23 protein-coding genes are annotated in these 22,989 nt (G+C 70.8%); 9 read left to right on the forward strand and 14 right to left on the reverse strand.

Annotated features, from left to right (window positions below; all coding sequences use genetic code 11):
- Nucleotides 1-26: 26 nt before the first annotated feature.
- From ACKUU6_RS07485 to ACKUU6_RS07515, 7 genes are all read right to left on the reverse strand, one after another.
- Nucleotides 27-1,640 carry a peptide chain release factor 3 gene (locus ACKUU6_RS07485; RefSeq protein WP_407987674.1) on the reverse strand — a complete coding sequence of 538 codons (1,614 nt, stop codon included), beginning with the start codon at nt 1,638-1,640 and terminating at the stop codon, nt 27-29.
- 227 nt (nt 1,641-1,867) lie between these two features.
- Entirely contained in the window at nt 1,868-2,344 is a 477-nt protein-coding gene (locus ACKUU6_RS07490; RefSeq protein ID WP_407987675.1) for an MBL fold metallo-hydrolase, read from the reverse strand.
- A gap of 365 nt (nt 2,345-2,709) precedes the next feature.
- On the reverse strand, nt 2,710-3,534 hold the full coding sequence (locus tag ACKUU6_RS07495) for a CHAP domain-containing protein (RefSeq protein ID WP_407987676.1): 825 nt from the start codon (nt 3,532-3,534) through the stop codon (nt 2,710-2,712).
- Between the two features lie 88 nt (nt 3,535-3,622).
- Entirely contained in the window at nt 3,623-4,504 is an 882-nt protein-coding gene (locus ACKUU6_RS07500) for a peptidoglycan-binding protein (RefSeq protein WP_407987677.1), read from the reverse strand.
- 388 nt (nt 4,505-4,892) lie between these two features.
- Nucleotides 4,893-5,330 carry a hypothetical protein gene (locus tag ACKUU6_RS07505; protein WP_407987678.1) on the reverse strand — a complete coding sequence of 146 codons (438 nt, stop codon included), beginning with the start codon at nt 5,328-5,330 and terminating at the stop codon, nt 4,893-4,895.
- A 279-nt stretch (nt 5,331-5,609) separates the two neighbouring features.
- Complete coding sequence (locus ACKUU6_RS07510; RefSeq protein WP_407987679.1) at nt 5,610-5,864, reverse strand: hypothetical protein; 255 nt, start codon at nt 5,862-5,864, stop codon at nt 5,610-5,612.
- Between the two features lie 24 nt (nt 5,865-5,888).
- Nucleotides 5,889-6,023, reverse strand: a complete 135-nt coding sequence (locus ACKUU6_RS07515) for a hypothetical protein (protein ID WP_407987680.1) — start codon at nt 6,021-6,023, stop codon at nt 5,889-5,891.
- Nucleotides 6,024-6,728: 705 nt separating this feature from the next.
- Here ACKUU6_RS07515 and ACKUU6_RS07520 point away from each other — a divergent pair.
- The gene (locus ACKUU6_RS07520; RefSeq protein ID WP_407987681.1) at nt 6,729-7,730 is read left to right on the forward strand and encodes a LuxR C-terminal-related transcriptional regulator; all 1,002 of its coding nucleotides are present in this window, start codon (nt 6,729-6,731) and stop codon (nt 7,728-7,730) included.
- Between the two features lie 346 nt (nt 7,731-8,076).
- On the opposite strand, the gene ACKUU6_RS07525 is transcribed toward ACKUU6_RS07520, so the two are convergent.
- Entirely contained in the window at nt 8,077-8,853 is a 777-nt protein-coding gene (locus ACKUU6_RS07525) for an alpha/beta fold hydrolase (protein ID WP_407987682.1), read from the reverse strand.
- A 61-nt stretch (nt 8,854-8,914) separates the two neighbouring features.
- Between ACKUU6_RS07525 and ACKUU6_RS07530 the strand changes: the two genes are divergently transcribed.
- Entirely contained in the window at nt 8,915-9,334 is a 420-nt protein-coding gene (locus ACKUU6_RS07530) for a MarR family winged helix-turn-helix transcriptional regulator (protein ID WP_407987683.1), read from the forward strand.
- Nucleotides 9,335-9,404: 70 nt separating this feature from the next.
- Here the strand turns inward: ACKUU6_RS07530 and ACKUU6_RS07535 are convergent, their stop codons facing one another.
- On the reverse strand, nt 9,405-11,492 hold the full coding sequence (locus ACKUU6_RS07535) for a bifunctional polysaccharide deacetylase/glycosyltransferase family 2 protein (RefSeq protein ID WP_407992058.1): 2,088 nt from the start codon (nt 11,490-11,492) through the stop codon (nt 9,405-9,407).
- A 62-nt stretch (nt 11,493-11,554) separates the two neighbouring features.
- Between ACKUU6_RS07535 and ACKUU6_RS07540 the strand changes: the two genes are divergently transcribed.
- The gene (locus ACKUU6_RS07540; protein WP_407987684.1) at nt 11,555-12,055 is read left to right on the forward strand and encodes a hypothetical protein; all 501 of its coding nucleotides are present in this window, start codon (nt 11,555-11,557) and stop codon (nt 12,053-12,055) included.
- A gap of 268 nt (nt 12,056-12,323) precedes the next feature.
- Nucleotides 12,324-13,304 (forward strand): glycoside hydrolase family 16 protein, encoded by a 981-nt coding sequence (locus ACKUU6_RS07545; RefSeq protein WP_407987685.1) that lies wholly within the window; start codon nt 12,324-12,326, stop codon nt 13,302-13,304.
- 58 nt (nt 13,305-13,362) lie between these two features.
- On the opposite strand, the gene ACKUU6_RS07550 is transcribed toward ACKUU6_RS07545, so the two are convergent.
- Nucleotides 13,363-13,803 carry a hypothetical protein gene (locus ACKUU6_RS07550; RefSeq protein WP_407987686.1) on the reverse strand — a complete coding sequence of 147 codons (441 nt, stop codon included), beginning with the start codon at nt 13,801-13,803 and terminating at the stop codon, nt 13,363-13,365.
- A gap of 173 nt (nt 13,804-13,976) precedes the next feature.
- Here ACKUU6_RS07550 and ACKUU6_RS07555 point away from each other — a divergent pair, with 173 nt between their 5' ends.
- On the forward strand, nt 13,977-15,977 hold the full coding sequence (locus tag ACKUU6_RS07555) for a transglycosylase domain-containing protein (protein ID WP_407987687.1): 2,001 nt from the start codon (nt 13,977-13,979) through the stop codon (nt 15,975-15,977).
- Between the two features lie 77 nt (nt 15,978-16,054).
- Here the strand turns inward: ACKUU6_RS07555 and ACKUU6_RS07560 are convergent, their stop codons facing one another.
- Entirely contained in the window at nt 16,055-17,308 is a 1,254-nt protein-coding gene (locus ACKUU6_RS07560) for a hypothetical protein (protein ID WP_407987688.1), read from the reverse strand.
- A 148-nt stretch (nt 17,309-17,456) separates the two neighbouring features.
- Between ACKUU6_RS07560 and ACKUU6_RS07565 the strand changes: the two genes are divergently transcribed.
- Nucleotides 17,457-17,867, forward strand: a complete 411-nt coding sequence (locus ACKUU6_RS07565; protein WP_407987689.1) for a hypothetical protein — start codon at nt 17,457-17,459, stop codon at nt 17,865-17,867.
- A 123-nt stretch (nt 17,868-17,990) separates the two neighbouring features.
- On the opposite strand, the gene ACKUU6_RS07570 is transcribed toward ACKUU6_RS07565, so the two are convergent.
- Both ACKUU6_RS07570 and ACKUU6_RS07575 read right to left on the reverse strand, forming a co-directional pair.
- The gene (locus tag ACKUU6_RS07570; RefSeq protein ID WP_407987690.1) at nt 17,991-18,560 is read right to left on the reverse strand and encodes an EF-hand domain-containing protein; all 570 of its coding nucleotides are present in this window, start codon (nt 18,558-18,560) and stop codon (nt 17,991-17,993) included.
- 110 nt (nt 18,561-18,670) lie between these two features.
- Complete coding sequence (locus ACKUU6_RS07575) at nt 18,671-19,519, reverse strand: UbiA family prenyltransferase (protein ID WP_407987691.1); 849 nt, start codon at nt 19,517-19,519, stop codon at nt 18,671-18,673.
- 78 nt (nt 19,520-19,597) lie between these two features.
- Between ACKUU6_RS07575 and ACKUU6_RS07580 the strand changes: the two genes are divergently transcribed.
- Genes ACKUU6_RS07580 through ACKUU6_RS07590 form a run of 3 tightly spaced genes read left to right on the forward strand, consistent with a single transcriptional unit; the run spans nt 19,598 to nt 22,198 of the window.
- Nucleotides 19,598-20,662, forward strand: a complete 1,065-nt coding sequence (locus ACKUU6_RS07580; protein WP_407987692.1) for a type III polyketide synthase — start codon at nt 19,598-19,600, stop codon at nt 20,660-20,662.
- Between the two features lie 7 nt (nt 20,663-20,669).
- Nucleotides 20,670-21,188, forward strand: coding sequence for an isoprenylcysteine carboxyl methyltransferase family protein (locus ACKUU6_RS07585; RefSeq protein ID WP_407987693.1), 519 nt, complete (start codon nt 20,670-20,672; stop codon nt 21,186-21,188).
- The gene (locus ACKUU6_RS07590) at nt 21,185-22,198 is read left to right on the forward strand and encodes an NAD(P)/FAD-dependent oxidoreductase (RefSeq protein ID WP_407987694.1); all 1,014 of its coding nucleotides are present in this window, start codon (nt 21,185-21,187) and stop codon (nt 22,196-22,198) included. The genes ACKUU6_RS07585 and ACKUU6_RS07590 overlap by 4 nt, the downstream gene beginning before the upstream one ends.
- A gap of 7 nt (nt 22,199-22,205) precedes the next feature.
- On the opposite strand, the gene ACKUU6_RS07595 is transcribed toward ACKUU6_RS07590, so the two are convergent.
- Entirely contained in the window at nt 22,206-22,952 is a 747-nt protein-coding gene (locus tag ACKUU6_RS07595; protein WP_407987695.1) for a DUF4383 domain-containing protein, read from the reverse strand.
- Between the last annotated feature and the right edge of the window lie 37 nt (nt 22,953-22,989).

The following is a 22,989-nucleotide window of genomic DNA, read 5'->3' on the forward strand; positions in this document are numbered from 1 at the left end:
CGCGGGTTGGCCGGAGAGGTCGGCGATCAGTCCGCCGTGGCGATCAGCGGCTGGAGCACGATGTCGGGCTGGGCGCGCTGGAAGGCATTCAGCTGCCACTTGTCGGAGAACAACGCCAGCAGCACGTCATCCGAGCGGCGGGTGAGCACCTCGCCGTTGATCAGGCGGGATTTGCCCAGGACAGCTGCGCCGTCGGCGTCGGTGATCCGGGCCACGCGGTAGGAGAGCTGGTCGAGGGCGATCGGGGAAGAGAACTCGTGCTCCATCCGGTGCAGGATCACGTCGAACTGCATCGGGCCGACCGCAGCCATGACCGGCGCCTGGTCGCCACGCCGGTCGGAGACCAGCACCTGGATCACGCCTTCCTCGTCGAGTTGGGCGATGCCCTTCCGGAACTGCTTGGACCGGCTGATGTCCTTGGGCCGTGCCACCGCGAAGTACTCGGGGGCGAAGGCGGGCAGCGGGGGAAACTCGGCCTTCTTGCCGGTGAAGAGGGTGTCGCCGACCCGCAGCGCGCTCGCGTTGATCAGGCCGACCACATCGCCGGGGTACGCGGTGTCGACCACGGTGCGCTCGGCTCCGAAGACGGTGTGCGCGTACTTGGTTGCGAACGAGCGGCCGCTGGCCGCCCGCGTGACGTGCATGCCGCGCTCGAAGACGCCGGAGCAGACCCGGACGAAGGCGATCCGGTCGCGATGGGCCGGGTCCATGTTCGCCTGGATCTTGAACACCAGGCCGGAGAACTCCTCGCTGACGTCGCGGCTGCCGCCCTTGGCCAGCGGGCGGGGCCCGGGAGCCGGAGCGAGGTCGACCACGGCGTCCAGCAGGAGCTTCACACCGATGTTGGTCAGCGCGGCGCCGAAGAAGACCGGGCTGATCTTGCCGGCCTCGAAGGCCTCCTGGTCGTAACCGGGGCCGGACGAGAGCACCAGCTCCAGCTCCTCCAGCGCGGTCGTCCAGGCCTCGCCCTCCTGCTCGGCGGCCGTCTCGGAGGTGAGCTGCTCCTCGAGGGCGGCGTGCGTGCCGGCCGGCACCTTGGTGTAGCGCAGCATCTGCTCGGTGTTCCCCGCTTCGACCAGGCCGCGCAGGTTGCCCGCGCTGCCCACCGGCCAGACGACCGGGACGGGGGTGATCCCGAGGTGCGTCTCGATGTCCTCGAGCAGAGTGAGTGCTTCCTGGCCGCGCCGGTCCCACTTGTTGATGAAGGTGATCACGGGGACGCCGCGATGGCGGCAGACCGCGAAAAGCTTGCGGGTCTGCTCCTCCAGGCCCTTGGCCGCGTCGACCAGCATGATCGCGCAGTCGACGGCGGCCAGCACCCGGTAGGTGTCCTCGGAAAAGTCGGCGTGGCCGGGGGTGTCGACCAGGTTCATCACGTGGCCGCGATAGCCGAACTGCAATGCGGCCGAGGTCACCGAGATACCGCGCTCGCGTTCCAGTTCCATCCAGTCGCTGGTCACGCCGCGTCGGTCGCCCTTGGCGTGCACCGCACCGGCCGAAGTGATCGCCCGCGCGTGCAGCGCCAGCGCCTCGGTGAGCGTGGACTTGCCCGCGTCCGGATGGCTGATCACAGCGAAGGTCCGCCGGCGGCCGGCCTCACGAAGGACCTGCGGGACGGGGACTGACTGTACGGTGCTCACGTGTTCCCTCGGGTACGTCTCGACAGCAGGCCGGTGACGCCTCTCCGTACCTGGTGAGCCCGGATCAGGTCCGCAGGCCCAGGAAGCGATAATAGGCTGTCGGGCGGCGTGACCCCGAAATTCCCGTGATCTGGGGGCAGAGGCTGGAGCGACGTAAGAGCCTCCTCGCCGGTTTCCAGGCCACCCGTGCCGAATCAACTCCCGGCGGCAGGCAACCGCCTACCACTTCACACGGCTGCGGCAGCCGCTCGCCGCAGGGCGATGGCCGCGCCGTGGACAATCGGCTCGCCGTGTCCGAAGAGCGCTGTGTCGACGTCCAGTTCGGCCAGTCGGTGCAGCGATTCGACGGCTCGGGCGCGGTCGGTGTTGAAGACGCCCAGCATGGTGCGGCCGACGTTCGCGACGGCATCGCCGGTGACCAGCACCTTCATCTCGGGCAGGTGGAGTGCGATCGATCCGTCCGTGTGCCCCGGCACGGCGACCACGACGGCGCCGCCGGCGAAGTCCAGGACCTGGCCTTCCTCCGACGAGCCGTATAGGGCAGGTACAGGGCGCCCGGAGCGTCGTACGGGTCCGCAGGCAAGTCCATACCGCCTCCCTACCCCCGCTCCTGGCGGCCGACGCCCGAATTGATCACCGATACGGGTGAACCACGCCAATACTCCGTACACATGGTCGAGCCCGGGCGGAACAGTCAGCAGCACGCCGACCTCAACACTGTGACCACGACTGTCTTCGTTATGTGCCCATCCAGTTATTCGGATAGCTCATCCGCCTGCTCGGACCGCAGCACACAATCGGATGAGCTATCCGCTTAGAGGCGTAGGGAGACGGGACAGCCGCGGCACTCACGGCCGGGCCGGTCGGTCGTCGCCAGCGTGGCGGCGCGTCGAAGCCCCGTCGGGTAGGTGAGCTTTCCGGGTCACCTACGTTCGACGGGGCTTCGTTGTGTACCGCTGCGGCTCCGGCGGACGGCGTCACGCCGCCGTGGCCTGCGCACCTACAAGATCATCCCGGCTGTGGAGCTGCCCTTGGTTCGGGGAAGTGCCGGTGTCCTGCTGGAGTCTGCTCAGAAGTGGAGCATGTGCTGGAAGCTGTTCTCCGCGCTGCTGACGCGGAGGCCCTTCCGGGTGCCGTAGGCGTGGTAGTTGTTCCAGTTGTACTCCTCGACGTCGAAGGAGCCGTCGGAGTAGACCGCGTTGACGTAGGCGACGTGGCCGTAGGCCCCGTGGGTGTCGTTCACGGCGATGGCGCCGACGGTCGGGGTGGTGTTGACGGTGACGCCGACGCTGCGGGCGGCGTCGTCCCAGTTCTCGGCGTTGCCCCAGGTGGTGCCGCCCCAGGAGTTGCTGAAGTTCGGGACGCCGAGACGGTCGGCGATGCGGAACGCCGCGAAGGCGGTGCAGTTGTCGGCGGCGAAGCCGCGGGTGCCGTGGTCGAAGTCGTTGGTGGCGCTCTCGTTGTTGCCACCACTGGCGCCGAGGAACTGGTGCGAGGCCTCGTTGTTCTTCAGGGTCGAGTTGAGGTTGCCCTTGGCGCCGGGGGCGAAGTCCTGGCTGGCGCCGGCGTAGCCGCTGTTGAAGTAGACGCGGACGGTCTTCCCGGTGCGGTTCCACACCGAGGCGGCGTTGTTCTTGACGCAGACGCCCTGGCCGGAGCCGGAGCCCTTGAACTCGTAGCAGCTCGGCTGGGTGGCGCCGTAGTCGCTGATGGAGGTGGTGAAGTCGGAGACCGAGCCGGCCTGGTCGCTGTTGTAGTAGAGGCAGAACTCACCGGAGTCGCAGTTTCCGTCGCGGCCGGCGGCGAAGGCGGGGGCAGAGGTGGCGGCGACGAGGGGGACGGCCATGGCCAGGGCGGTGCCGGCGATGGTGAGCGTGGTGCGTATGTTCTTCAAGGCTTGTCTCTTCTCATGACGTGTGATCGACGGGTTGTCGGGTAGTGCTGGGCCGTGCCGGGTCGTGCTCGGGTGGTACCGCGCGCCGTCAGTGGGTGCGCTGGTACTCCTCCCAGGTCTGGATGGCGATGCGGGGGCCGTCGTCGGCGGCGTGGTTCGCCAGGCCGTTGAAGCCGAGGTAGTAGTCGCCGGTCTGGTTCTGGGCCTGGGTGGCCAGGTCGGTGTCGCTGATCGCCGCGGCGTGGATGTGCCACGGCCAGTCGCCCTGGGTGGGGTTGCGGACCCAGGCGGCGAAGCCGACCTGGCGCAGGGCCTTGGCGACGGCGGTGCGGGTGGCGCTGGTCATGCCGTCGACGTTGATGTCCACGACGCCACCACCGTCGTGGGTGCCCGCCGAAGTCGGGTCACCGCCGGGGTTGTAGGAACCCTGGTCCAGGGTGAGGTGGAGGCCCGCGAGGCGCTCGGCCTCGGTGAGCATGTTCTGGGTGCGGGTGTTGACGGTGTATCCGTCGCGCTTGAGCTTCGCGCCGACGCCGATCTGGTGGGTGATGGTGTACCGGCCCTGCCCGAGCGTGGTGAGGGAGGTGACACCGGGCAGCCCGTTGGCGTCCAGGCCGGTGTAGCCCAGCGAGCGCTGGAACGCGGCGTAGGCGGAGACGGTGGTGGTACCGAAGTACCCGTCGACCCAGCGGGCGTCCAGGAGGCCCCGGGCCTGCAGGGCCTGCTCGACGGCCAGGACCGAGTCGTGGGCCCCCGGGGTCTGCGTGCTGTCGGCACGCCGGGGGTCGATCTGGGCGGCCTTGACGGTGGCCTCCATGTCCACCACGGGCAGCACGGTGGCGACGGCCTCGGTGGGAGACGGCACCGTTGCCGCGTGGGCCTGTACGGCGCTCAGCACCAGGCCGCTCAGGACGGCCGCGGCCGTGAGCAGCCGGGTTGCGGTCTTGCGGGTCTTGACGGCGGATGCCATGGGTGGTTCCTTCTGGTTCGGTGGAGAGGATCGGCCCTGACCTCGGACCCGGCGGCGGACACACCGACGGGTGAGAGGCTGGGCGGAGAGCTTGGGGCTGGGGGCAGCGCTCAGCGGCACCGGTGATGGGTGCGGCCGTCGCCGACCTGGTCGCCACGGAGACGGACGGCGCCCGCGCGGGCGCGCTCGCCGCTCGTCCGCAGCGGCGGTGATGACCGGCTCTGAGCCGGCGGGAGCCCGGCGGAGCCGGGTGGGCGCTACGCGTGCCGGTCACAACTCGGCGACCGGTACTGCTCGATGGACATGACCGGCTGCGCAGCATCCGCCGGACTGTCGACAACGGCCTTGGTGGGAAACGGCGTTACTGCGGCGGCCGCGGGCCGAGGGATCAGCAGCGGACGTCGGTCTTGACGGCGACCTCGCCGGCGTAGGGAATCGGGCCGGTCCCGTTCCAGCCCAGCGCCTGGGTGCACTCCGACAGGGTCGCGGCGCCGAAGGACCACAGCTCCACGTCGTTGTGACCGCACTGCGGGTCCTGGACGTCGTGGCCTCCGCCGGTGACGATGGCCGCGCACACGTCCCAACTGCTGTGGTTGGAGCGGTAGCCCTGCCACACGTAGATGTAGGAGTAGTTCTTCCCGCAGCCCTTGTACTGCTTCACCGACGCCATCGTCTCCCCGCCGACGTTGAGGTAGGCGGTGCTGCCGATCTGCGTGACGCTGGAACAACCGGACGGGGTGGCGGCGGCCTGAGCGGTACCGGGAACCGCGACCAGCAGCGGCACGGCAAGGGCGGCGACAGCAGCGATCTTGGTGAAGATAGCCATGGTGAAACAGCCTTCTTTCAGAAAAGGGAATGAGGAGAAGTTCTCGGGCGATGCCGGGGCGTCTGAGTGGGCCTGTTCACGGACAGGCTGAACTCGCTTGTGATAGAACTGAGTTGACGGCGCATCCGGTCCGACGCGGGTCACGTGGGCGCCGGTCCACCTCGTCGGCGTGGCCGACCAGGGACCAAAGGGCGCGCACGGACACCGGCGGATGAGGCGGAAGATCCTGCGGCTGCGCTCATGTGGCCAGGAGAGCCGCGGGCTTGGTTCGTGGCGGCCTTACGTGAGGGCGAGGCACCAGGCATGCAAGGCCGGCGTGTACTGCAGAGCGCGTTCGCAGACGCGGCGCAGGTTCGCGACTGCCACATCCGGAGTGGCTGCGATGATCGCGGCAGCTACGTGGCAGCGATTGAGGTCGAAGCGGGTGCGGATGTGTTCCACCCCGTCTTCGTGTTGACTGTGGACCCAGATCAGATCGGTGACCGCTTCGGCCGTCAGCTGCGATGGCGCCAGGTCAGGACAGATGAGAGTCACTGCGACTAATTGCACGGAATCCGGTCATCTCTGTGCGGGCGGTGCCGGGCGGGTGCTGTCCCAGTCGAAACCCGTGGCGAGGACGGTGTGTTGGACGGCCGAGCGGTCTGTGACGATGCCGCCTGCCGCGGTGGCGACCAGGCCGGCGGTGAATGCCACGACCAGGGCAGTACACACGATGCGTATTGAGTGACCCACGACTGTTCTCTCCTGTTTCGTAACCAATGCTGTGTCCGTGAATGCTTCGCGGAACTCGCCCCGGTTTCTGTGGTGCTTTCCGCTGCTGAGAAAGATCCTGCCGTCCACGCAGGGCGATGTCACGGCTACAGGTATGGCACCAAGTCGCCTGGCAGCTAGGTGCAAGATCATTTAGAGAGCCACTCCGGCCGGCACACTGGAGGGACTCCGGACGCGCTGAAGCGTGGAGCCTCCCGCGCCGGGTTCGCGAGGCGTCGGCGACGGCCGTGCGCGTCCCGTCATCCGGGTGCACCAGAGCCCAATGACCTTTGTCCTTAAGCCCGTTGACATCCTGTATGCACCGGTGGTTCACCGAGTGGCGCAGGAGCCGGGCTCCACCTGATCACCTCTGCCCCGACCCCTGGGAACCCCCGGATACGAGCCCGCTTCACCCGCCGCACGACCCCTCCCAGTACTTCGGCCGACAGCGCTGGGTGGTCGACGCCCAGACAAGACCAAGCTCGGCAGCTTCCGCCCGCTCCCTCGCCGCCACTCACGCAGAGCCGACCACTTCGCCGCCCTTTGCCGGTATCGCCGCAACCCTCACCTGCCGCCGCAAAACCCCCAAATGAGATGTCTTCTCACTTCGCAGAAAAGCATTGCGTCGCAGGCCGCCCTGGACCGATGATGATCATCGACATCGAAGGGGGAGCGATGCTGCAAGCACTCGGGCTGAGCGCAGTGACCGAGAACGTCTACCGGAGCCTTCTGGCCGAGCCGGACTGGGGGGTCGACCGGATTGCCACCAGTCTGCAGCTGTCCGAAGCAGAGACACGTCAAGCCCTCGACGAACTACTGGAACTGACGCTGCTTCGGCCAGCAGCCGATTCCGAAACCCTGCGGGCCGTCAGCCCGGAGGTCGGGCTGACCCGGCTACTCGCCCACAATCAGAACCAACTGCTTTTCCAGCAGCGGCAGTTGGAGAGCACCCGGACCGCGATCGCAGCCCTCTCCGCCGAGTACGTCGACCGACGACCCGACGACGACAGGGTCCTGCGGCTGAACTCCCTCGAAGCCGTCCGCGACCGTCTCGAGGAACTCGCGGCGACCGCGACCGAGGAGTGCCTGTCCTTGATGCGCGGGGGCGCCGTTCGCCCCGATTCCATCCAAGCCGGCAAGCACCCCAACCAGATGGCACTGGAGCGCGGAGTGGTCATCCGCAGCATCTTCCAGGACAGCTTCCGCAACGACCCCGAGACCCTCCGCTACGCCCGGTGGCTGGCCGATCTGGGCGGTTTGGCGCGCACCGTGCCGGTCCTTCCGATACGGCTGGTCATCGTTGACCGCAGCATCGCTCTGATCCCGACCGACCCCACCGACGGCCGCCGCGGCGCACTGGAACTGCACGGCGAGGCCCTCATCCAGCCCCTGTGCGCACTCTTCGATGAACTGTGGCGCAGCGGAGCCGACTTCGGGCAGCCCGCGCCCCGTGACGATCAGGACCTCACCGGCTCCGAGCGCGCTCTGTTGCAACTGCTGGGCCAGGGCCACACGGACCAGTCCGCCGCCCGCAAGCTGGGCCTGTCCCTGCGGACCGTGCGTCGCATGATGCAAGACCTGATGATCCGTCTGGGCGCCGAAAGTCGCTTCCAGGCAGGGGCCGAAGCCGTGCGGAAGGACTGGCTCTGACCGCGAGAGGGGCCGCCGGGGTTGCCGTCTGACGCGACGAAAGACGTCGCCCCCGTCCACCGGCCGGCCCCTCTCGCGCTCCCACGGCGCCACCGGTCCCGCACAGGAGCCGGTGAGGACTCTGCGCAGGCAGGCAAGGCCCCAGGCACCGGGCGGCAAAAGGCGGCACCTGCCTCGCCATAGCGTGGCGGCGTTCCGCGCTGCAAGGGCGCGTGGACGGACCGATCCGGAGCGAGGAAGGCCACCATGCCGTACATCACCGTGGGCCATGAGAACACCACCGCCGGCATCGATCCCGCACCGCAGGCCGACGCCCGACCGGCTCAGCACTGAGGCGACGCATGGGTCACCCGGTGGTCACGGGCCGGGTGGTGGTCCGGAGCAGGTGGGTCTCGATCAGCTCGTACGTGGCCTCCGGCTGTTCGAGCTGCGGGAGGTGGCCCGCCCTCGGGACGAGCTCCAGGTGGGCGTTGCCGAAGGCGGCGGCGTACGCCGCGCCGTAGGCGGGGGTGACGATGCGGTCGCTCTCGCCCCAGAGCAGGAGGGTGGGGACGTGAACGCGGCCGAGCCGGCGCAGCAGCTTGGGGTCGTGCATGTACGGGTTGTCGGCGAGCGTGCGCATGGTGGCCATGTTGGCCTGCCGGCGGGCGAGTTCGCCGGGTGGCAGGTCGGCCGGGTCGACGTGGTACCGGTCCGGGTCGTGCCAGGAGTGCTCGGCGAGGCCGCGGGCGTCGAGAGCGAGGACGTCGGTGATGGGCTCCGCCTCGACGTGGACACCGACGGCGTCGATCAGGACCAGGCCGGTGATGACTCCCGAGCTGTCGCGGACGGCCATCTCGGCGGCGATCCAACCCCCGAGTGAGGATCCGACGACGAGGACGTCCCGCAGTCGGCGGTCGTGGAGGTGGTGCAGGTAGGCAAGGGCGAGGTCGTCGACGCCGGTGAGCCAGTCGGGCCGCTGGGTGCCGTCCCAGCCGGGGTGGACGGGCGTGATGGTGCGGGCGCTCCGGGAGAGGCGCTCGGCGAGGCCGGCGACCGTGGCCGGGCCTCCGCCGCCGTGCAGAAGGAGGACGGGCCGGCCGGCTCCGGTCTCGGACAGGGTGAGGGACAGGTCGGGATGCATGCCCTCACAGTAACTAAGGTTCTTTATATAAGCTAGCTTGGTTGTGTCGTAGAATCGCTCCATGCATGGTGAGCTGCAAGAACTCGGCAGGGCGGTCAAGCAGGCCCAGTACCGGCAGCACCGGGCGCTCGACAGTGCTCTCGCGGCCGTCGGCACGACGCTGGCGCAGTGGGACGCCCTGCGTGCGGTCAGCCGCTCACCCGGGGCATCGGCGCGCGCGCTGGCGGCCGCGACCTTCCAGAGCGAACAGGCCTTCGGGGCGCTCGTCGGCCGCCTGGCCGCTCAGGGCCTGGTGGAGCGTCGGCCGGGACACGGTCGCCGCATCGAGCACCACCTCACACCCGCCGGCGAACAGGTGCTGACGGCCGGCCACGCGATCGCCGACGAGGTGCTCGCCGACTGCTTCGCGCCGCTGCCCGAGGCGGACCGCACCATCCTGCTCGGCCTGCTGAGGCGGCTCGCCGCCGGAGCGGACGCGTAGTTCGGCCTAACCGTTCAGCTACCGATCGCGTGTTCGTCGCACGGGAGCCGGGCTCGCCGCCCGGGGGCGGTCAGGCCTCGACCGGGGCGGAGACCTCGCCGGTGCGACGGAGCTTCTGCCAGCGCAGGCGGCCGCCGGTCATCGCGGTGATCGCGGACTGCAGCAGGACGATGTACATCAGCTGCCGGTAGACCAGCTGCTGGGTCGGCAGGCTGATCAGGTGCCAGGGCTTCTCGTGGTCGAGTCGGAAGGCGTACCAGGAGAGCAGGGCCTGGATCGCCAGGAAACCGCCGAAGCTGGTGAGGGTCAGCCCTGCGTCCGCGAACAGCACGCCGTAGATCAGGAAGACGTCGACCAGCGGCGCCAGCAGCGGGGCGACCACACCGAACAGCACGACCAGCGGCAGCCCGAGGCGGCCGAAGCGCCCGGCAGGCCCGCCGGCGATGACGGCGCGGCGGTGCTTCCACATCGCCTGCATCGAGCCGTAGCTCCAGCGGTAGCGCTGGGACCAGAGCTGCTGGAGGCTCGCGGGGGCCTCCGTCCAGGCGCGGGCGCGCTCGGCGTAGACGATCCGCCAGCCTTCGCAGAGCACCGCCATGGTGATGTCGGTGTCCTCGGCGAGGGTGTCGTCGCTCATCCCGCCGACCGCCTGGAGGGCCTCCCTGCGGAAGGCGCCGACCGCGCCGGGGATGGTCGGGATGATGCCGAGCATGTCGTACATCCGGCGGTCCAGGTTGTGGCCGAGGACGTACTCGATGTGCTGCCAGGCGCCGATCAGGGTGTCGCGGTTGCCGACCTTGGCGTTGCCCGAGACCGCGCCGATCCCGGGGTCGCCGAAGGGCTGGACCAGTTCGCGCACCGTGGACGGCTCGAAGACGGTGTCGCCGTCCATCATCACGACGATGTCGTGCGAGGCGGCCGCGATGCCGACGTTGAGGGCGCTGGACTTGCCGCCGTTGACCTTGCGGATCAGCCGGACGAACGGCAGGTTCATCTCCTCCACGATGTCCGCGGTGCCGTCCGAGGAGCCGTCGTCGATGACGATGACCTCGATCGGGTAGTCACTGGCGGCCAGCGAGTTGAGGGTATTGGCGATGCACTCGCGCTCGTTGTAGGCCGGGACGAGCACGGTGACCGGTTCGGTGACGGGCTCGCCCCAGGCGTCCGGCCGCCTGGCGCGGCGGGCGTGGATCGGCGCGAGGACCAGCATCAGCGCGAACCGCCCGAAGTTCAGGAAGCCGACCACGGCCAGCAGCCCGATCAGCACAGGCAGGGTGTGCAGCGAGAGCTGGGTGGCCCAGATGTAGCCCTTGCCCGCCCACAGCTGGAAGCCGTGCACCGGCGCGGTGGAGCTGGAGGCGCCGAGCGCCTCCGAGATCGTGGTGAAGCGGTAGCCGTCGGCCTGCAGCTTGTCGATGAGCACGCCGAGCGCCTCGACCGTCTGGGAGCGGTCGCCACCGGCGTCGTGCATCAGGATCAGCTCGCCCGCACCGGGCTTGGCCGGCACCGCCTCCTTGACGATGGCGTCCACCCCCGGACGCTTCCAGTCGTCGGTGTCGTGGTCGATGAAGGCGGTGACGTAGCCGCGGGCACCCAGGTACTTGATCACCGGGTAGCTCCAGTCGTCCAGCGCGGCCGCGTTGGACGAGTACGGCGGGCGGAACAGCGAGCTGTGCACCCCCGCGACGCCGGCCAGCGCCAGCTGGGTCTGGGCCATCTCCCAGCTGATCCGGACGTGCGACTGGAAGGCCAGGTCGGGGTGGGTGAAGCTGTGCAGGCCGATCTCGTGGCCGTCCGCCACGATCTTCCGGATCAGGTCGGGGTTCCGGGCGGTCATGGCGCCGGTCACGAAGAAGTCCGCGTGGACCTTGCGGGCCGCGAGGATCTCCAGGATCTTCGGGGTCCACTCCTCCGAGGGACCGTCGTCGAAGCTCAGGACCACGGTGCGGTCCGGTATGCCGTAGCTCACCGGGTGGTCGTTCCTGTCGCCACGCGCGTCGATGATCGGGCCGCCCGTGAGCAGCTCCTCCGGCACGGTCGTCTTGTCACCCGAGTCGGCGACCCGGGTGTCGTGGAACACCTCGTTGGTGGCCAGGCCGCGCAGGACCATGAGCGACAGCAGGCACGCCAGCAGGGACAGCGGCATGAAGAAGCGCAAGGGCGGCGCTGCCAGGCGGCGCGGCCTGCGCAGGGACTGCCGGCGACGCTGGTGGCGGGACAATGGCGCTCCTGGAGATGGGTGGTGCGGCGGTTCAGGGTTGCTTGGTCGACTGGCCCGAGGGCTTCGCGCCCCGCGATGAGCCGGTCGTCGGCTTCGACGTGCTCTTCGCCGGGGGGGTCGCGGAGCGCGAAGGCGTCCTGGGCGACGTCGACGGCGAGGGCGAAGGGGTGGCCGACGGGGTGGGTGACGGCGACGTCACGGGTGCGGGCGACTGGGGGGGCGACGGCAGGGGTATCCCCATCGCCGGTGCATCCGCCTGCATGCCGACCAGGCTGCTGGCCATGACGATCGCCAGGATCGCCCCGACCACCGAGACCGGCCAGCCGAGGCCCCGCAGCAGCCGGCCGCGCAGACCCGACTGGGAGACGAACACCGGTGCGGGAGCAGGTTCTTCGGGACTTGATTCGTACACGTCAACATCTGGCGGGCATGCCGGTCCGCGTTCGACGGAGGTGGTGACTGGGCGCACCGTGCGACGCCTTTCAGTGCAGGGTACGTAGACCGCGGGAGCGTAGAGCGAACGCTAGTGCACCGCCTGAATCGAATAAGGTTCAATGGGTGGATTTGGCCTGATCTGGCAGGGGGTTGTAATCGGATTGGAATGCCGGATGGCGTGGATCGAAATGGAGCCGCGCATACTCCTCCGACCACGGACTCCGTCCCTCCGGACCCGGACGGGCGCACGCCCGAGCGGCCTGCGGGCCCGGCTAGGATGGCCCCTCATCTGATCAGTGCGCACGCGTGATCGGTACGACCCAAGGAGTCCGCGTGAGTCAGCCCCGCCGCACCCGTCGTCACCGCGCGTGGAGCGTACTGACCCTGCCGGTCCTGCTGGGCGTGCTCACCGCCTGTTCGAGCGGTCCGGCGTCCGGGGGCGGTGACGGCGCCGGCACCACGACGGCGACGGGCGGGTCCGCGACCAGCGCCTCGCCGAGCCCGAGCGTCCCGACCGGCCCGCCGGGAACCCTGTTCGACAGCTTCCACTACACCGGCCCCACCGACCCCGCGCTCACCGCCCACGGCTGGGAGGTGCGCAGCGGCGAGGGCGGCCCCGGGATCAAGGACACCTGGTCCGCCGACGGCGCGAGCTTCCCCGCCGACACCACCGCCCAGGGCGGCCGGACCCTGCAGCTGCAGGCGTCCACCGACGGCACCCGGAAGGGCACCAAGCAGGTCGAGATCCAGAGCACCGGCACCAAGCTCTTCAACGGCACCTACGCCGCCCGGGTCTACCTCAGCGACAAGCCGGCCGGCGGCAAGAACGGCGACCACGTCGTCCAGTCCTACTTCCCGATCTCCCCCTCGGACGACTCGGCGAACTACAGCGAGCTCGACTACGAGTACATGCCGAACGGCGGCTGGGGCGCGCCGGGTCCGCAGCTCGACACCACCAGCTGGTTCAAGGCCGATCCGGTGGACCGGGCCACCAAGCCGCACAAGCAGCACTTCGAGGGCTGGCACGTCATGATGGTCACCGCCGTGGACGGGAAGGCCACCTACTCCATGGACGGCAAGGAACTGTTCACCAGCACCGGCAAGTACGTGCCGCGCGAGAAGATGGACGTCCACTTCAGCAACTGGTTCGTCGACCTGCTGCCGTCCCTCGGCGGACAGCGCACCTGGAACATGAAGATCAACTGGTTCTACTACAAGGATGCCGCGGCCGTCCCGTACGCGGATGTCCAGAAGACGGTGGACGGCTTCTACGGCGCCGGCACCGACTTCGTGGACACCCTCGCGAAGCCCTGAGCCCGGCCGGAACGGCGGAGGCCCCGCCCCGGACCGAGCTGACGGGGGTGATCCGTCGTCAGCGGCGGCCGGTGGCCAGGACGACGAGGAACTGGCCGCCGCCCGGCTCGATGTCGGCCGTCACCGGGAGCCCCGGGACCAGGCGGGAGAACCGGTCCACCAGCCAGTCCGCCGCCTCCTGGGCGTCTTTCCTGGTCGGGCAGCGGCCCACCATCTCGCGGCCGCCCTTGCGCTCCAGCCGCGCGGCAACGGTGATCAGCGGCGCGGGCTCGACCACGTACAGGCGATCCGGCCAGGCGATGACCACCTTGACCGCGCCCTTGCGGGTGTTGCACGCCCGGTGCGCGAGCCGCTCGGCGACCTTGGCCTTCCGGTCGGCGGTCCGGCTGTCGACGCTCGGCCCGCGGGCGTCGTTCACCGACATGTCGGGGTCCACCGGTTCGTCGCACACCCAGCACAGCCAGCCGTCGCGTTCGGCCACATCATCAAGGAGAGTCACCCGAGCAAAGTAGCCTGCCCGGCCGCCACGGGCGGCAATGCCGACCCGTCCGGGGGACCGGGGCGCCGCTGATGTGATCATGATCACGTCCGGACCGGCAAACCCCCGCCGCCGCCCGACACGTGTCTCCCAAGGGAACAGCGTGACGAACGGCGACGAGACGGGGGCGGACTGTGCGGATCCGATCGGGCGGGCCGAGGGCGGCAGCGGCATTCGGGCGGATCCGTCGGTGGGCGAGACGGCCGCGCCCGGACTACCCGCGCCGGGGCCGCAGAGGGGTACGGCGCTGGCTGCCGTCCTGGCGGCAACTGCTCGGCACGGCACTGCTCGGCACGGCCGCGCTGACCGGCGCCGCCGCCTGGATGTACGTGCACACCGAGATCCCGAGCGACCTCAACGCCTTCGCCACCCAGCAGAACAACGTCTACTTCTGGGCCGACGGCACCGAGTTGGCCCGCACCGGCCTGGTGAACCGCCAGGAGGTCCCGCTGGCGGAAGTGCCCGAGTCGGTCCGCTGGGCGGTGCTGTCCGCCGAGAACGCGTCCTTCTACTCCGACCCGGGCATCTCGGTGAAGGGCATCGGCCGGGCCGTGGTCCAGCTGGGCACCGGCGGAGACACCCAGGGCGGCTCCACCATCACCCAGCAGTACGTCAAGAACATCTACCTGCGGCAGGACCGGACCTTCACCCGCAAGATCAACGAGGTCTTCCTCGCCGTCAAACTGGACCGGCGGCTGCGCAAGGACGACATCCTGGCCGGCTACCTGAACACCAGCTGGTTCGGCCGGGGCAGTTACGGGATCGAGCGCGGCGCGAGCGCCTACTACGGCAAGCACGCCTCCGAGTTGAACGCCAGCGAGGGCGCCTTCCTGGCCTCCGTGCTGAAGGGCGCGGGCCTCTACGACCCGGCAATCAGCGCCGAGAACCACCGGCGGGCCGTCGAGCGCTGGTCCTGGACCCTCGACCGGATGGTGGAGACCGGGCACCTGTCCGCCGAGGAACGGGGGCGGTACACCGAGTTCCCCGAGCCGAAGAGCCCGCCGCCGCAGACCGGCCTGAGCGGGCAGACCGGCTACCTGGTGGAGCTCGCCCGAGCGTACGTCGAGGGCAACAGCGACCTGACGGCGGCTCAACTGGACCTCGGCGGCCACCAGATCTACACCACCTTCGAGCGGCCGAGGACGGCCGCGCTCACCCGGTCCGTCGAGCAGGAGGGGCGGCGGCTGGACCCCGAGCACCGCCCGGCCGACCGGAACGCCCGGGTGGGCGCGGCGAGCGTCGCCTCGGACGGACGGATCCTCGCCCTCTACGGCGGCCCCGACTACCTCAAGCAGGGCTTCAACAACGCCAACGCCTCGAACGTACCGGCCGGTTCGGCCTTCACCCCGTTCGTCTACGCCGCCGGTCTCGACCACGGCGTGCAGCTCCGACGGGGCGCCGCCCGCACCCCCGTCTCCCCCGCCACGCCGTACGACGGCGACGACGGCATCAGCGTGATGACCCCCGAAGGGCCGTACTGGGGGCGGAACGGCCGGATCGTGAAGGCCGTCAACGACGGCCGCCGCTCGTACGGGAGGATCGGCCTGCGCACCGCCGTCGAGCAGTCCGTCAACGGGCCGCTGACCCAGCTCGGCATGGACGTTGGCCTGGACGTGGTGCGTCGCACCGTCCTCGACCTCGGCCTGCTGCCCACCAGCCTCGGCGAGGCCGTGCCGGCCTTCGCCCTGGGCAACTCCAAGCCGAGCGCGATCCGGATGGCCGGCGCCTACACCGCCTTCGGCGACGGCCGCCGGACGGACCCGTACTCGGTCACCCGGGTCACCCGGGGCGGAGTGCCGGTGAAACTGCGGCTCCCCGCCGCCGCCCAGGCGCTGCGCCCGGACGTGGCCCGCCAGGTCGACGAGGCGCTGGAGGGCGCGGTCACCGGCGGCACCGCCGGGGCCGCCCGCGCTGCCGGTCCCCGGACCGCCGCGAAGACCGGCACCACCCCGGACCGTACGGCCGGCTGGTTCGTCGGCTACTCGGGCGGGGTGTCCACGGCTGTCGTGGTGTTCCGGATGGACCCCAAGACGCTGGAACTCGCCTCGCTGGAGGGCCTGGCGGGCGCGGATCCGGCCACCCCGGACTGGTCCTACCCGGCCGACATCTGGCGGACCAACGCGGCCTCGCCGTGAACCGGGCCGCCGGGCAGGGTACTTGAGGGATCTCACCCGGCCCGGCGGACCGACTGGGCCCTGTCCGGGCCCGCAGGCTACTTGAGGAAGCTCGCCCAGTCCGGGGACTGCGCCGGATCCAGCTGCCGCAGGCGCTCCAGCACCTTCGGGTCCTGCGCGTCCAACCAGTCCGCCAGCTGGCGGAAGGACACGCAGCGGACGCCGTCCCGGCGGCACACGGACTTCATCACGTCCTCGACGGCCTGCATGTAGATGCCGCCGTTCCAGGTCTCGAAGTGGTTGCCGATGAACAGCGGCGCTCGGCTGCCGTTGTAGACCCGCTCGAAGCCGTTGAGGTAGCCGTCGCGGGTCTCCTTCAGCCAGCCGGCGTACTTGCGCGGGTCGCCCTCGGTGCTGTCGCCGGACTGGTTGGCCAGGAAGTTGAAGTCCATGGACAGCACCTGGACCGGGCGCCCCGGGTAGGGCAGCAGTTGCAGCGGGAAGTTCCAGATGCCGTCCTTCCTACCCGGCCAGACCTGGAACTCGCCGGGCGAACTGGCGTCGTAGCGCCAGCCGTAGCCCTTGGCGGCGGCGAGCAGGTTCTTCTGCCCCTCCAGGCACGGGGCGCGGCCACCGGCCAGCTCCTTGCGGAAGTCGAAGGGCAGCGGCGGCAGGTCCTTGTATCCGGTGTTGGTCTTCCAGTTCGCCACGAAGGAGTACGCCTGCTCGATCTCGGAGCGCCACTCGTCGACGCTCCACTCGCCGCCGCCCTTGGCCTCGCAGAAGTGCCCGTTGAAGTGGGTGCCGATCTCGTGGCCGTCCCGCCACGCCTCGCCGACCTCATGCAGCGTCTCCTTGAGGTGGTCGTCGGTGGGGAAGGAGATGGCGGCCTCTCCCGGGGCGTGCTGCGGGGGGTGGTACAGCTGGCGCTTGGCGTTGGGCACCAGGTAGATGCTGGTCAGGAAGAAGGTCATCTGGGCGTTGTTCTCCCGGGCCACCCGGCGGAAGCGGGAGAACAGGTGGTCGTCGTTCTCCAGCGCGCCGTCCCAGGAGAAGACCACGAACTGCGGCGGCTTCTGACCGGGCGCCAGCTTCTCCCCCGGCACCTGCCCCGGCTGCGGGCCGGAGTCGGACGTCGAACCGTCGCCGATCGGCCGGACCTGGCCGTCCCAGGAGGGCATCGGGCTCGGCGTGGGTGCGGTGGAGGAGGGCGGCGCCTGCGGACTGGCGGGCGCCACCGCCGGTGTCCCGCCGCCCGGCTCCGGTGCGCTGCAGGCGGCCGTGACCGCGACGAGCACCACGGCCACCGCCCCCGCCGTGAACCGGCCCCGCCCGCGCCCCGCCCCCACCATCGACCCCGCCCCCGGACCACACCGCTCGTGAACTGACGATCACTCAGTATGCCAGTAGGACTGTATGCGAAACCCTGGCGAGACGATCTTGGTCGCTGCTATCGTGCCTGCGGCCGATCCGGGCCAGGGACGTACGAAACGGAGACTCATGCGCAAGATTCAGCGGACAATGGCCCTCGCGCTCAGCGCTCTGGGCACCGCCGCGGGACTGGTGTCCGTGGCCGCTCCGGCCGAAGCGGCCACGACGCCGAGCGGGGCCTGCGGCAGCGGCTACTACCAGATCGACCACCACGCCCTCGGCACGGTGGCCGACATATACCTCTTCTACAACGGTTCGAGCAACTGTGCCGTCACCTGGGTGCGCAGCCCGAACGGGACCAGGACGTACGACCTGCGGGTGCACATCGAGCGGCAGAGCGACCTCCAGGACGCTCCCGACGCGGGCTTCTACAAGTACTACGCCGGGCCGGTGAAGCTCAGCGCCGCGAACACCTGCATCTCCTGGGGCGGTTCGGCGGAGGGCATCAGCTGGGCGTCCGGCTGGTCGCACTGCGGCTGACCGGTGAGCGGCGGGGCCGTTGGCTCTGGTGATCCAGGCCAACGGCCTTCTCCGTCCGACGCTCGGTGCTCGGTGCCCGGTGCTCGCGGAGGGCGCGGGACCGGGGCGGCAGCCGTCGGCCCGTCAGACCGAGCCGGTCAGCGCGGGGTTGCCGGCCCACCAGTTCCCTGGGGCCTGCGGGTCTCGGCTGCTCCAGTACTCAATCGTCGTGGTGATGAACTCCTCGGCGGAGAGCGTCCCGTTGCCGTCCCGGTCGAGGTGGCGGAAGGCCGTGTCGGCCGCGGCGCGGTCGAGGCCGGGGAAGTGCGCGCGCTGGAAGGCGAAGAACTCGTCCCGGTCGACCCGCCCGTCGCCGTCGGCGTCCGCGATGGACAGGAACGCCTTCGCGAGCGCTCCGACGGTGGCCTGCGCGGCGGCCGGATCGTCGGCCAGCGTCGCGGTGCTGGCGATGAACTCCGCACGGCTGATCGCGTCGCTCCCCGGCGGGAGCGTGGGCAGGTGCAGGTCCCGCCACACGGCGACGTACGCCGCGACGATGCCGGCCTCCTCCGCCGATCCCTCGCCATGCCCGAGCGAACGCGCCGACGCACGGCCCATCAGGACGTGGTCCTGTTCCGTGAGTCGCCCGTCCCCGTCCGCGTCGAGGTGGTCGAAGCCGTAGCCGATCTTGGCGATCAGCAGATCATCAGACATGGTTTCCTCCCTGGGGCTCACATCACCGTGCCCGTCACTCGCACAACGAGCCGGCGGACGGTCGGACACCCCGACGACTCGGATCCCCCGCAGCGAGGCGACCCGACAGGTCAGGCGAGCGCCACCCCCCGTGCGAGGAGCAGGGCGACGTCGAGTGCGGCCAGCCCCAGGGCGGCGTGGAACGGCAGTCGGCTGTCCGGTCCGGAGCGCGGCGGCAGCACGACGGCGAAGGCCAGGGCCCCGGTGACCAGGAGGCCCGCCCAGCCAGTGACGCCGACCGGTCCGGGCGGGCCGAGGACCAGGACCGCCGACGCCGTCGCGAGCGTGGCCGCCGCCAGGGTCCGGGCGCCGAGCGGGCCCAGGCGTTGGGGCAGGCCCCGGACACCTGTTCCGAGGTCGTCCTCGATGTCGGGGAGCACGTTCGCCGCGTGGGCGCCTGTCCCTAGCAGCGCACCGGCGGCCACCGCCCAGAGCGGCGGCCAGGGGCGGCCGGGCAGGGCGAGCGTGACGAAGGCGGGCAGCAGGCCGAACCCGACGGCGTAGGGCAGCCAGGACAGAACCGTCCGCTTGACCCCGAGGTTGTACGTCCAGGCCGCCGCGACCGCGGCGAGGTGCACCGGACCGGCCACCCTCCCGTTGGCGAACGACAGCAGGACGCAGAGCGCGAGCGCACCCCCGGCCGCGCGTACGACCGTCCGGCGGCCGACCGCTCCTGACACCAGCGGCTTGTCCCGCCGCCCGGTGGCGGCGTCCCGCCGGTGGTCGACCAGGTCGTTGCACCAGCCGATCGACAACTGGCCGGTCAGCACCGCCAGTACGACCAGGACGGCGCCCGGCGCGTCGTGCCCGGAGCCGACGGCCAGGGCGGCGACCACCCCGGTGACGGCGAAGGTTGGTGGGGCGTGCGAGGCCCGGACCAGGGCGATGGCCGCCTGGCCCGGTGCTGCGAGGGTCTGCATGCCCCGATGCTAGGCGGGCGAATTGCCGACAACCCCCAATTTCTGACGATAAGTCACTTTGCGCCCTATTATGCAGGAATGACGCGAATCGCCGCTGTCCACGGAGTGCTCCCCCCGCACCGGTACGAGCAGAGCGAGATCACTGCGGCGGTCGCCGCGATGTCCCTGCCGCACCAGGCCGAACGGTCGCTGCTGGACCGTCTGCACGCCACCTCCGGAGTCGGCGCCCGCCACCTCGCGCTCCCGCTGGAGCAGTACGCCGGGGTGACGGGCTTCGGTCAGGCCAACGACCTGTTCATCGAGCAGGCGTCCCGGCTCGGCGAGCAGGCGATCGCCGCCGCCCTGGCCGAGGCCGGGATCGCCGCGCACGAAGTGGACCTGGTGGTCTGCACCTCGGTGACGGGCATCGCCGCACCGTCCCTGGAGGCCCGGATGGCCGGGCGGTTGGGCCTACGGCCGGACGTCAAGCGCGTCCCGGTCTTCGGCCTCGGCTGTGTCGGCGGCGCCGCCGGGATCGCCCGGCTGCACGACTACCTGACGGGCCATCCGGACCAGGTCGCGGTCCTGCTCTCCGTCGAACTCTGCTCGCTGACCCTGCAACGCGCCGACATCACCCCGGCCAACCTGGTGGCGGGCGCGCTGTTCGGCGACGGGGCCGCCGCCCTGGTGGCCGTCGGTGCGCGGCACCGGCTCGCCGGCAGAGCACCCGGCCCGACCGTGACGGCCAGCCGCAGCAGGCTCTACCCGGGCACCGAAGGCGCGCTGGGCTGGGAGATCGGCGACAGCGGCTTCCGGATCGTCCTCGGCGCCGAACTGCCGGAGCTGGTCCGCCTGCACGTCGGCGAGGAGGTCAGGTCGTTCCTCTCCGAGCACGACCTGAAACCGCCGGACGTTACGGCCTGGGTCTGCCACCCCGGCGGCCCCCGGATCCTCGACGCGCTGGGCGAGACCCTCCAACTGGACGCCACTGCCATGGAACTGACGCGGCGTTCGCTCCACGAGGTCGGCAACCTCTCCTCCGCCTCGGTCCTGCACATCCTCCGGGACACCCTGGCGCTGCGGCCGCCCCCGGCCGGGACACCCGGCCTGCTCCTGGCGATGGGGCCGGGGTTCTGCTCCGAACTCGTCCTGCTGCGCTGGTAGGGGCGCCGTGATCCCCTACACCGTCCTGGTCCTGCTGGTCGCCGTCGAACGGCTGGCCGAACTCGTCGTCGCCCGTCGCAACTCCCGGTGGAGCCGGGACCGCGGCGCGGTCGAGTACGGCAGCGGCCACTACCCCGTGATGGTCCTCCTGCACACCGCCCTGCTGGCCGGCTGCCTGGCCGAGACCTGGCTGACGGACCGCCCCTTCCTGCCCTGGCTGGGCTGGCCGATGCTCGCGCTGGCCCTCGGCGCCCAGGCGCTCCGCTGGTGGTGCATCACCTCCCTCGGGCCGCGCTGGAACACCCGGGTCCTGGTGGTCCCCGGCCTGCCCCTGGTCACCGGCGGCCCGTACCGCCGACTGCGCCATCCCAACTACCTCGCCGTGGTGGTCGAAGGGGCCGCGCTGCCGCTGGTGCACTCGGCCTGGGTCACCGCCGCCGTGTTCACCCTGCTCAACCTGCCGCTGCTCACCGTCCGGCTGCGCTGCGAGACCGCCGCGCTGACCCGCTGCGCCCCTGCCACGTGATCGACCTGCTCGTGGTGGGCGGCGGGCCCGCCGGCCTGGCCACCGCGATCCACGCCGCCCTGGCCGACCTCGACGTGGTGGTCGTGGAGCCGCGCACGGGGCCGATCGACAAGGCCTGCGGCGAGGGCCTGATGCCCGGCGCGGTCCGCGCGCTGGCCGGGCTGGACATCGCGGTGACCGGCGCACTGATCAGCGGCATCCGCTACCTCGACCACCGGCACCGCGCCGAGGCCGCGTTCCGCCGGGGCCACGGCCTGGGCGTACGGCGCACCACCCTGCACACCGCACTCGCCGAACGGGCGGCCGCACTCGGCGTACCGGTGATCCCCGCCAAAGTCGGCACCGTCCGGCAGGACCGCCACCAGGTCACCGCCGCAGGGCTGACCGCGCGCTACCTCGCCGCGGCGGACGGACTGCACTCCCCGCTCAGACGGCAGCTCGGACTCGACCGCCCCGACCCGCGCCCCGCCCGGTACGGACTACGGCGGCACTTCGCGGTCGAGCCCTGGACGGACTTCGTGGAGGTGCACTGGTCCGGCCGCTCCGAGGCGTACGTGACGCCGCTCGGCCCGCGCCTGGTCGGTGTCGCCGTGCTGACCGGCGAACGGGCCGCCTTCGAGCAGCACCTCGCGGCTTTCCCCGCCCTGACCGCCCGCCTTCCCGAGCGGGCGGCGACCGCCGTACGCGGAGCCGGGCCGCTGCGCCAGCCGGTCGCCTCCCGGGTGCACGGCCGCGTCCTGCTGGTCGGCGACGCGGCGGGGTACATCGACGCGCTGACCGGCGAGGGCGTCTCGCTCGCGCTCACGGGCGCCGCCCACCTGGTGCGCTGCGTACGGGAGGACCGCCCGCAGGCGTACGAGCGGGCCTGGCTGCGGGCCTCCCGGCGGCACCGGCTGCTGACCGACGGCCTGGTTAGGGTCCGCGCCCGTCCGGCGCTCGCCACCCGGATCGTCCCGGCCGCCGCGCGCCTCCCGGCGCTCTTCGGCGCCGTCGTCAACGGACTGGCCTGAGGCCGGCTCAGTGCCTGATCGGCCGGGGCGGCCCCGGCGCGGGGCGCAGGACGCGTACCAGTCCGGGCGGGCCGGAGGGTAGGTGGTCGGGGTTACGGACCAGCTCCCGCCAGTACGGGTTGTCGTGCGGCAGATGGCTGGTGACCCGGCCGTACAGGCCGAAAGTGATCAGCACCAGTCCGAAGACGAAGCTGAAGATCACGTTGGGCATCCGGAACGCCAGGAAGTTGGCGTCCCCGTCCAACAGGGCCAGGCCGGCGAACCCGCCCACGAAGAACAGGAGGCCGACGGCGGTGTTGACGTTGGCCGCGACGTTGCCGCCGACCGCCGCGCCCATCAGCAGTACCGCTCCCACCACGATGGACAGCACGCTGAGTGCGCCGTTGCTGGACAGCCCCGCGACCTCGTCCCCCTGAGTGTCGAGGAAGCCCGGGTGGCCGACCAGACCCAGGATGCCGAACACCACCAGGAAGAGCCCGCCCAGGCAGCCGCCGATCCGGTAGACCACCACCAGCCGGTGGTCGTGGGGCAGGTGGTCGTCCAGCTTCACGGCCATCCGCTTCTTCCGTTTCGGCCGCGCCGCCGGAGTCGACCCCGGACGCGCGGTTGGTCGCTCGGCGACTGCCCGCAAGGGCACCGGCTCCGGTGTCGGTACGGCGGCCGCCTCGCCGCGAGGCCGGCGACGGAGCACCGCACCCAGTCCCAGCGCGGCGGCCAGTGCGGCTGCGGCCATCGCCAGAATGCGCCTGGTCATGTCGTCTCCCTCCTCGGGGAACCGCACCAGAGGGGTT

The sequence above is a fragment of the Kitasatospora sp. CMC57 genome (assembly GCF_045866025.2).
GTDB lineage: Bacteria > Actinomycetota > Actinomycetes > Streptomycetales > Streptomycetaceae > Kitasatospora.

What these genes read in the sequence shown, in the direction of transcription:
- ACKUU6_RS07500 (WP_407987677.1), bottom strand. Translation starts at nt 4,504, where the DNA reads ATGGCATCCGCCGTCAAGACCCGCAAGACCGCAACCCGGCTGCTCACG.
- ACKUU6_RS07505 (WP_407987678.1), bottom strand. Translation starts at nt 5,330, where the DNA reads ATGGCTATCTTCACCAAGATCGCTGCTGTCGCCGCCCTTGCCGTGCCG.
- ACKUU6_RS07520 (WP_407987681.1), top strand. Translation starts at nt 6,729, where the DNA reads ATGATCATCGACATCGAAGGGGGAGCGATGCTGCAAGCACTCGGGCTG.
- ACKUU6_RS07525 (WP_407987682.1), bottom strand. Translation starts at nt 8,853, where the DNA reads ATGCATCCCGACCTGTCCCTCACCCTGTCCGAGACCGGAGCCGGCCGG.
- ACKUU6_RS07530 (WP_407987683.1), top strand. Translation starts at nt 8,915, where the DNA reads ATGCATGGTGAGCTGCAAGAACTCGGCAGGGCGGTCAAGCAGGCCCAG.
- ACKUU6_RS07540 (WP_407987684.1), top strand. Translation starts at nt 11,555, where the DNA reads ATGGCGCTCCTGGAGATGGGTGGTGCGGCGGTTCAGGGTTGCTTGGTC.
- ACKUU6_RS07560 (WP_407987688.1), bottom strand. Translation starts at nt 17,308, where the DNA reads ATGGTGGGGGCGGGGCGCGGGCGGGGCCGGTTCACGGCGGGGGCGGTG.
- ACKUU6_RS07565 (WP_407987689.1), top strand. Translation starts at nt 17,457, where the DNA reads ATGCGCAAGATTCAGCGGACAATGGCCCTCGCGCTCAGCGCTCTGGGC.
- ACKUU6_RS07570 (WP_407987690.1), bottom strand. Translation starts at nt 18,560, where the DNA reads ATGTCTGATGATCTGCTGATCGCCAAGATCGGCTACGGCTTCGACCAC.
- ACKUU6_RS07575 (WP_407987691.1), bottom strand. Translation starts at nt 19,519, where the DNA reads ATGCAGACCCTCGCAGCACCGGGCCAGGCGGCCATCGCCCTGGTCCGG.
- ACKUU6_RS07580 (WP_407987692.1), top strand. Translation starts at nt 19,598, where the DNA reads ATGACGCGAATCGCCGCTGTCCACGGAGTGCTCCCCCCGCACCGGTAC.
- ACKUU6_RS07595 (WP_407987695.1), bottom strand. Translation starts at nt 22,952, where the DNA reads ATGACCAGGCGCATTCTGGCGATGGCCGCAGCCGCACTGGCCGCCGCG.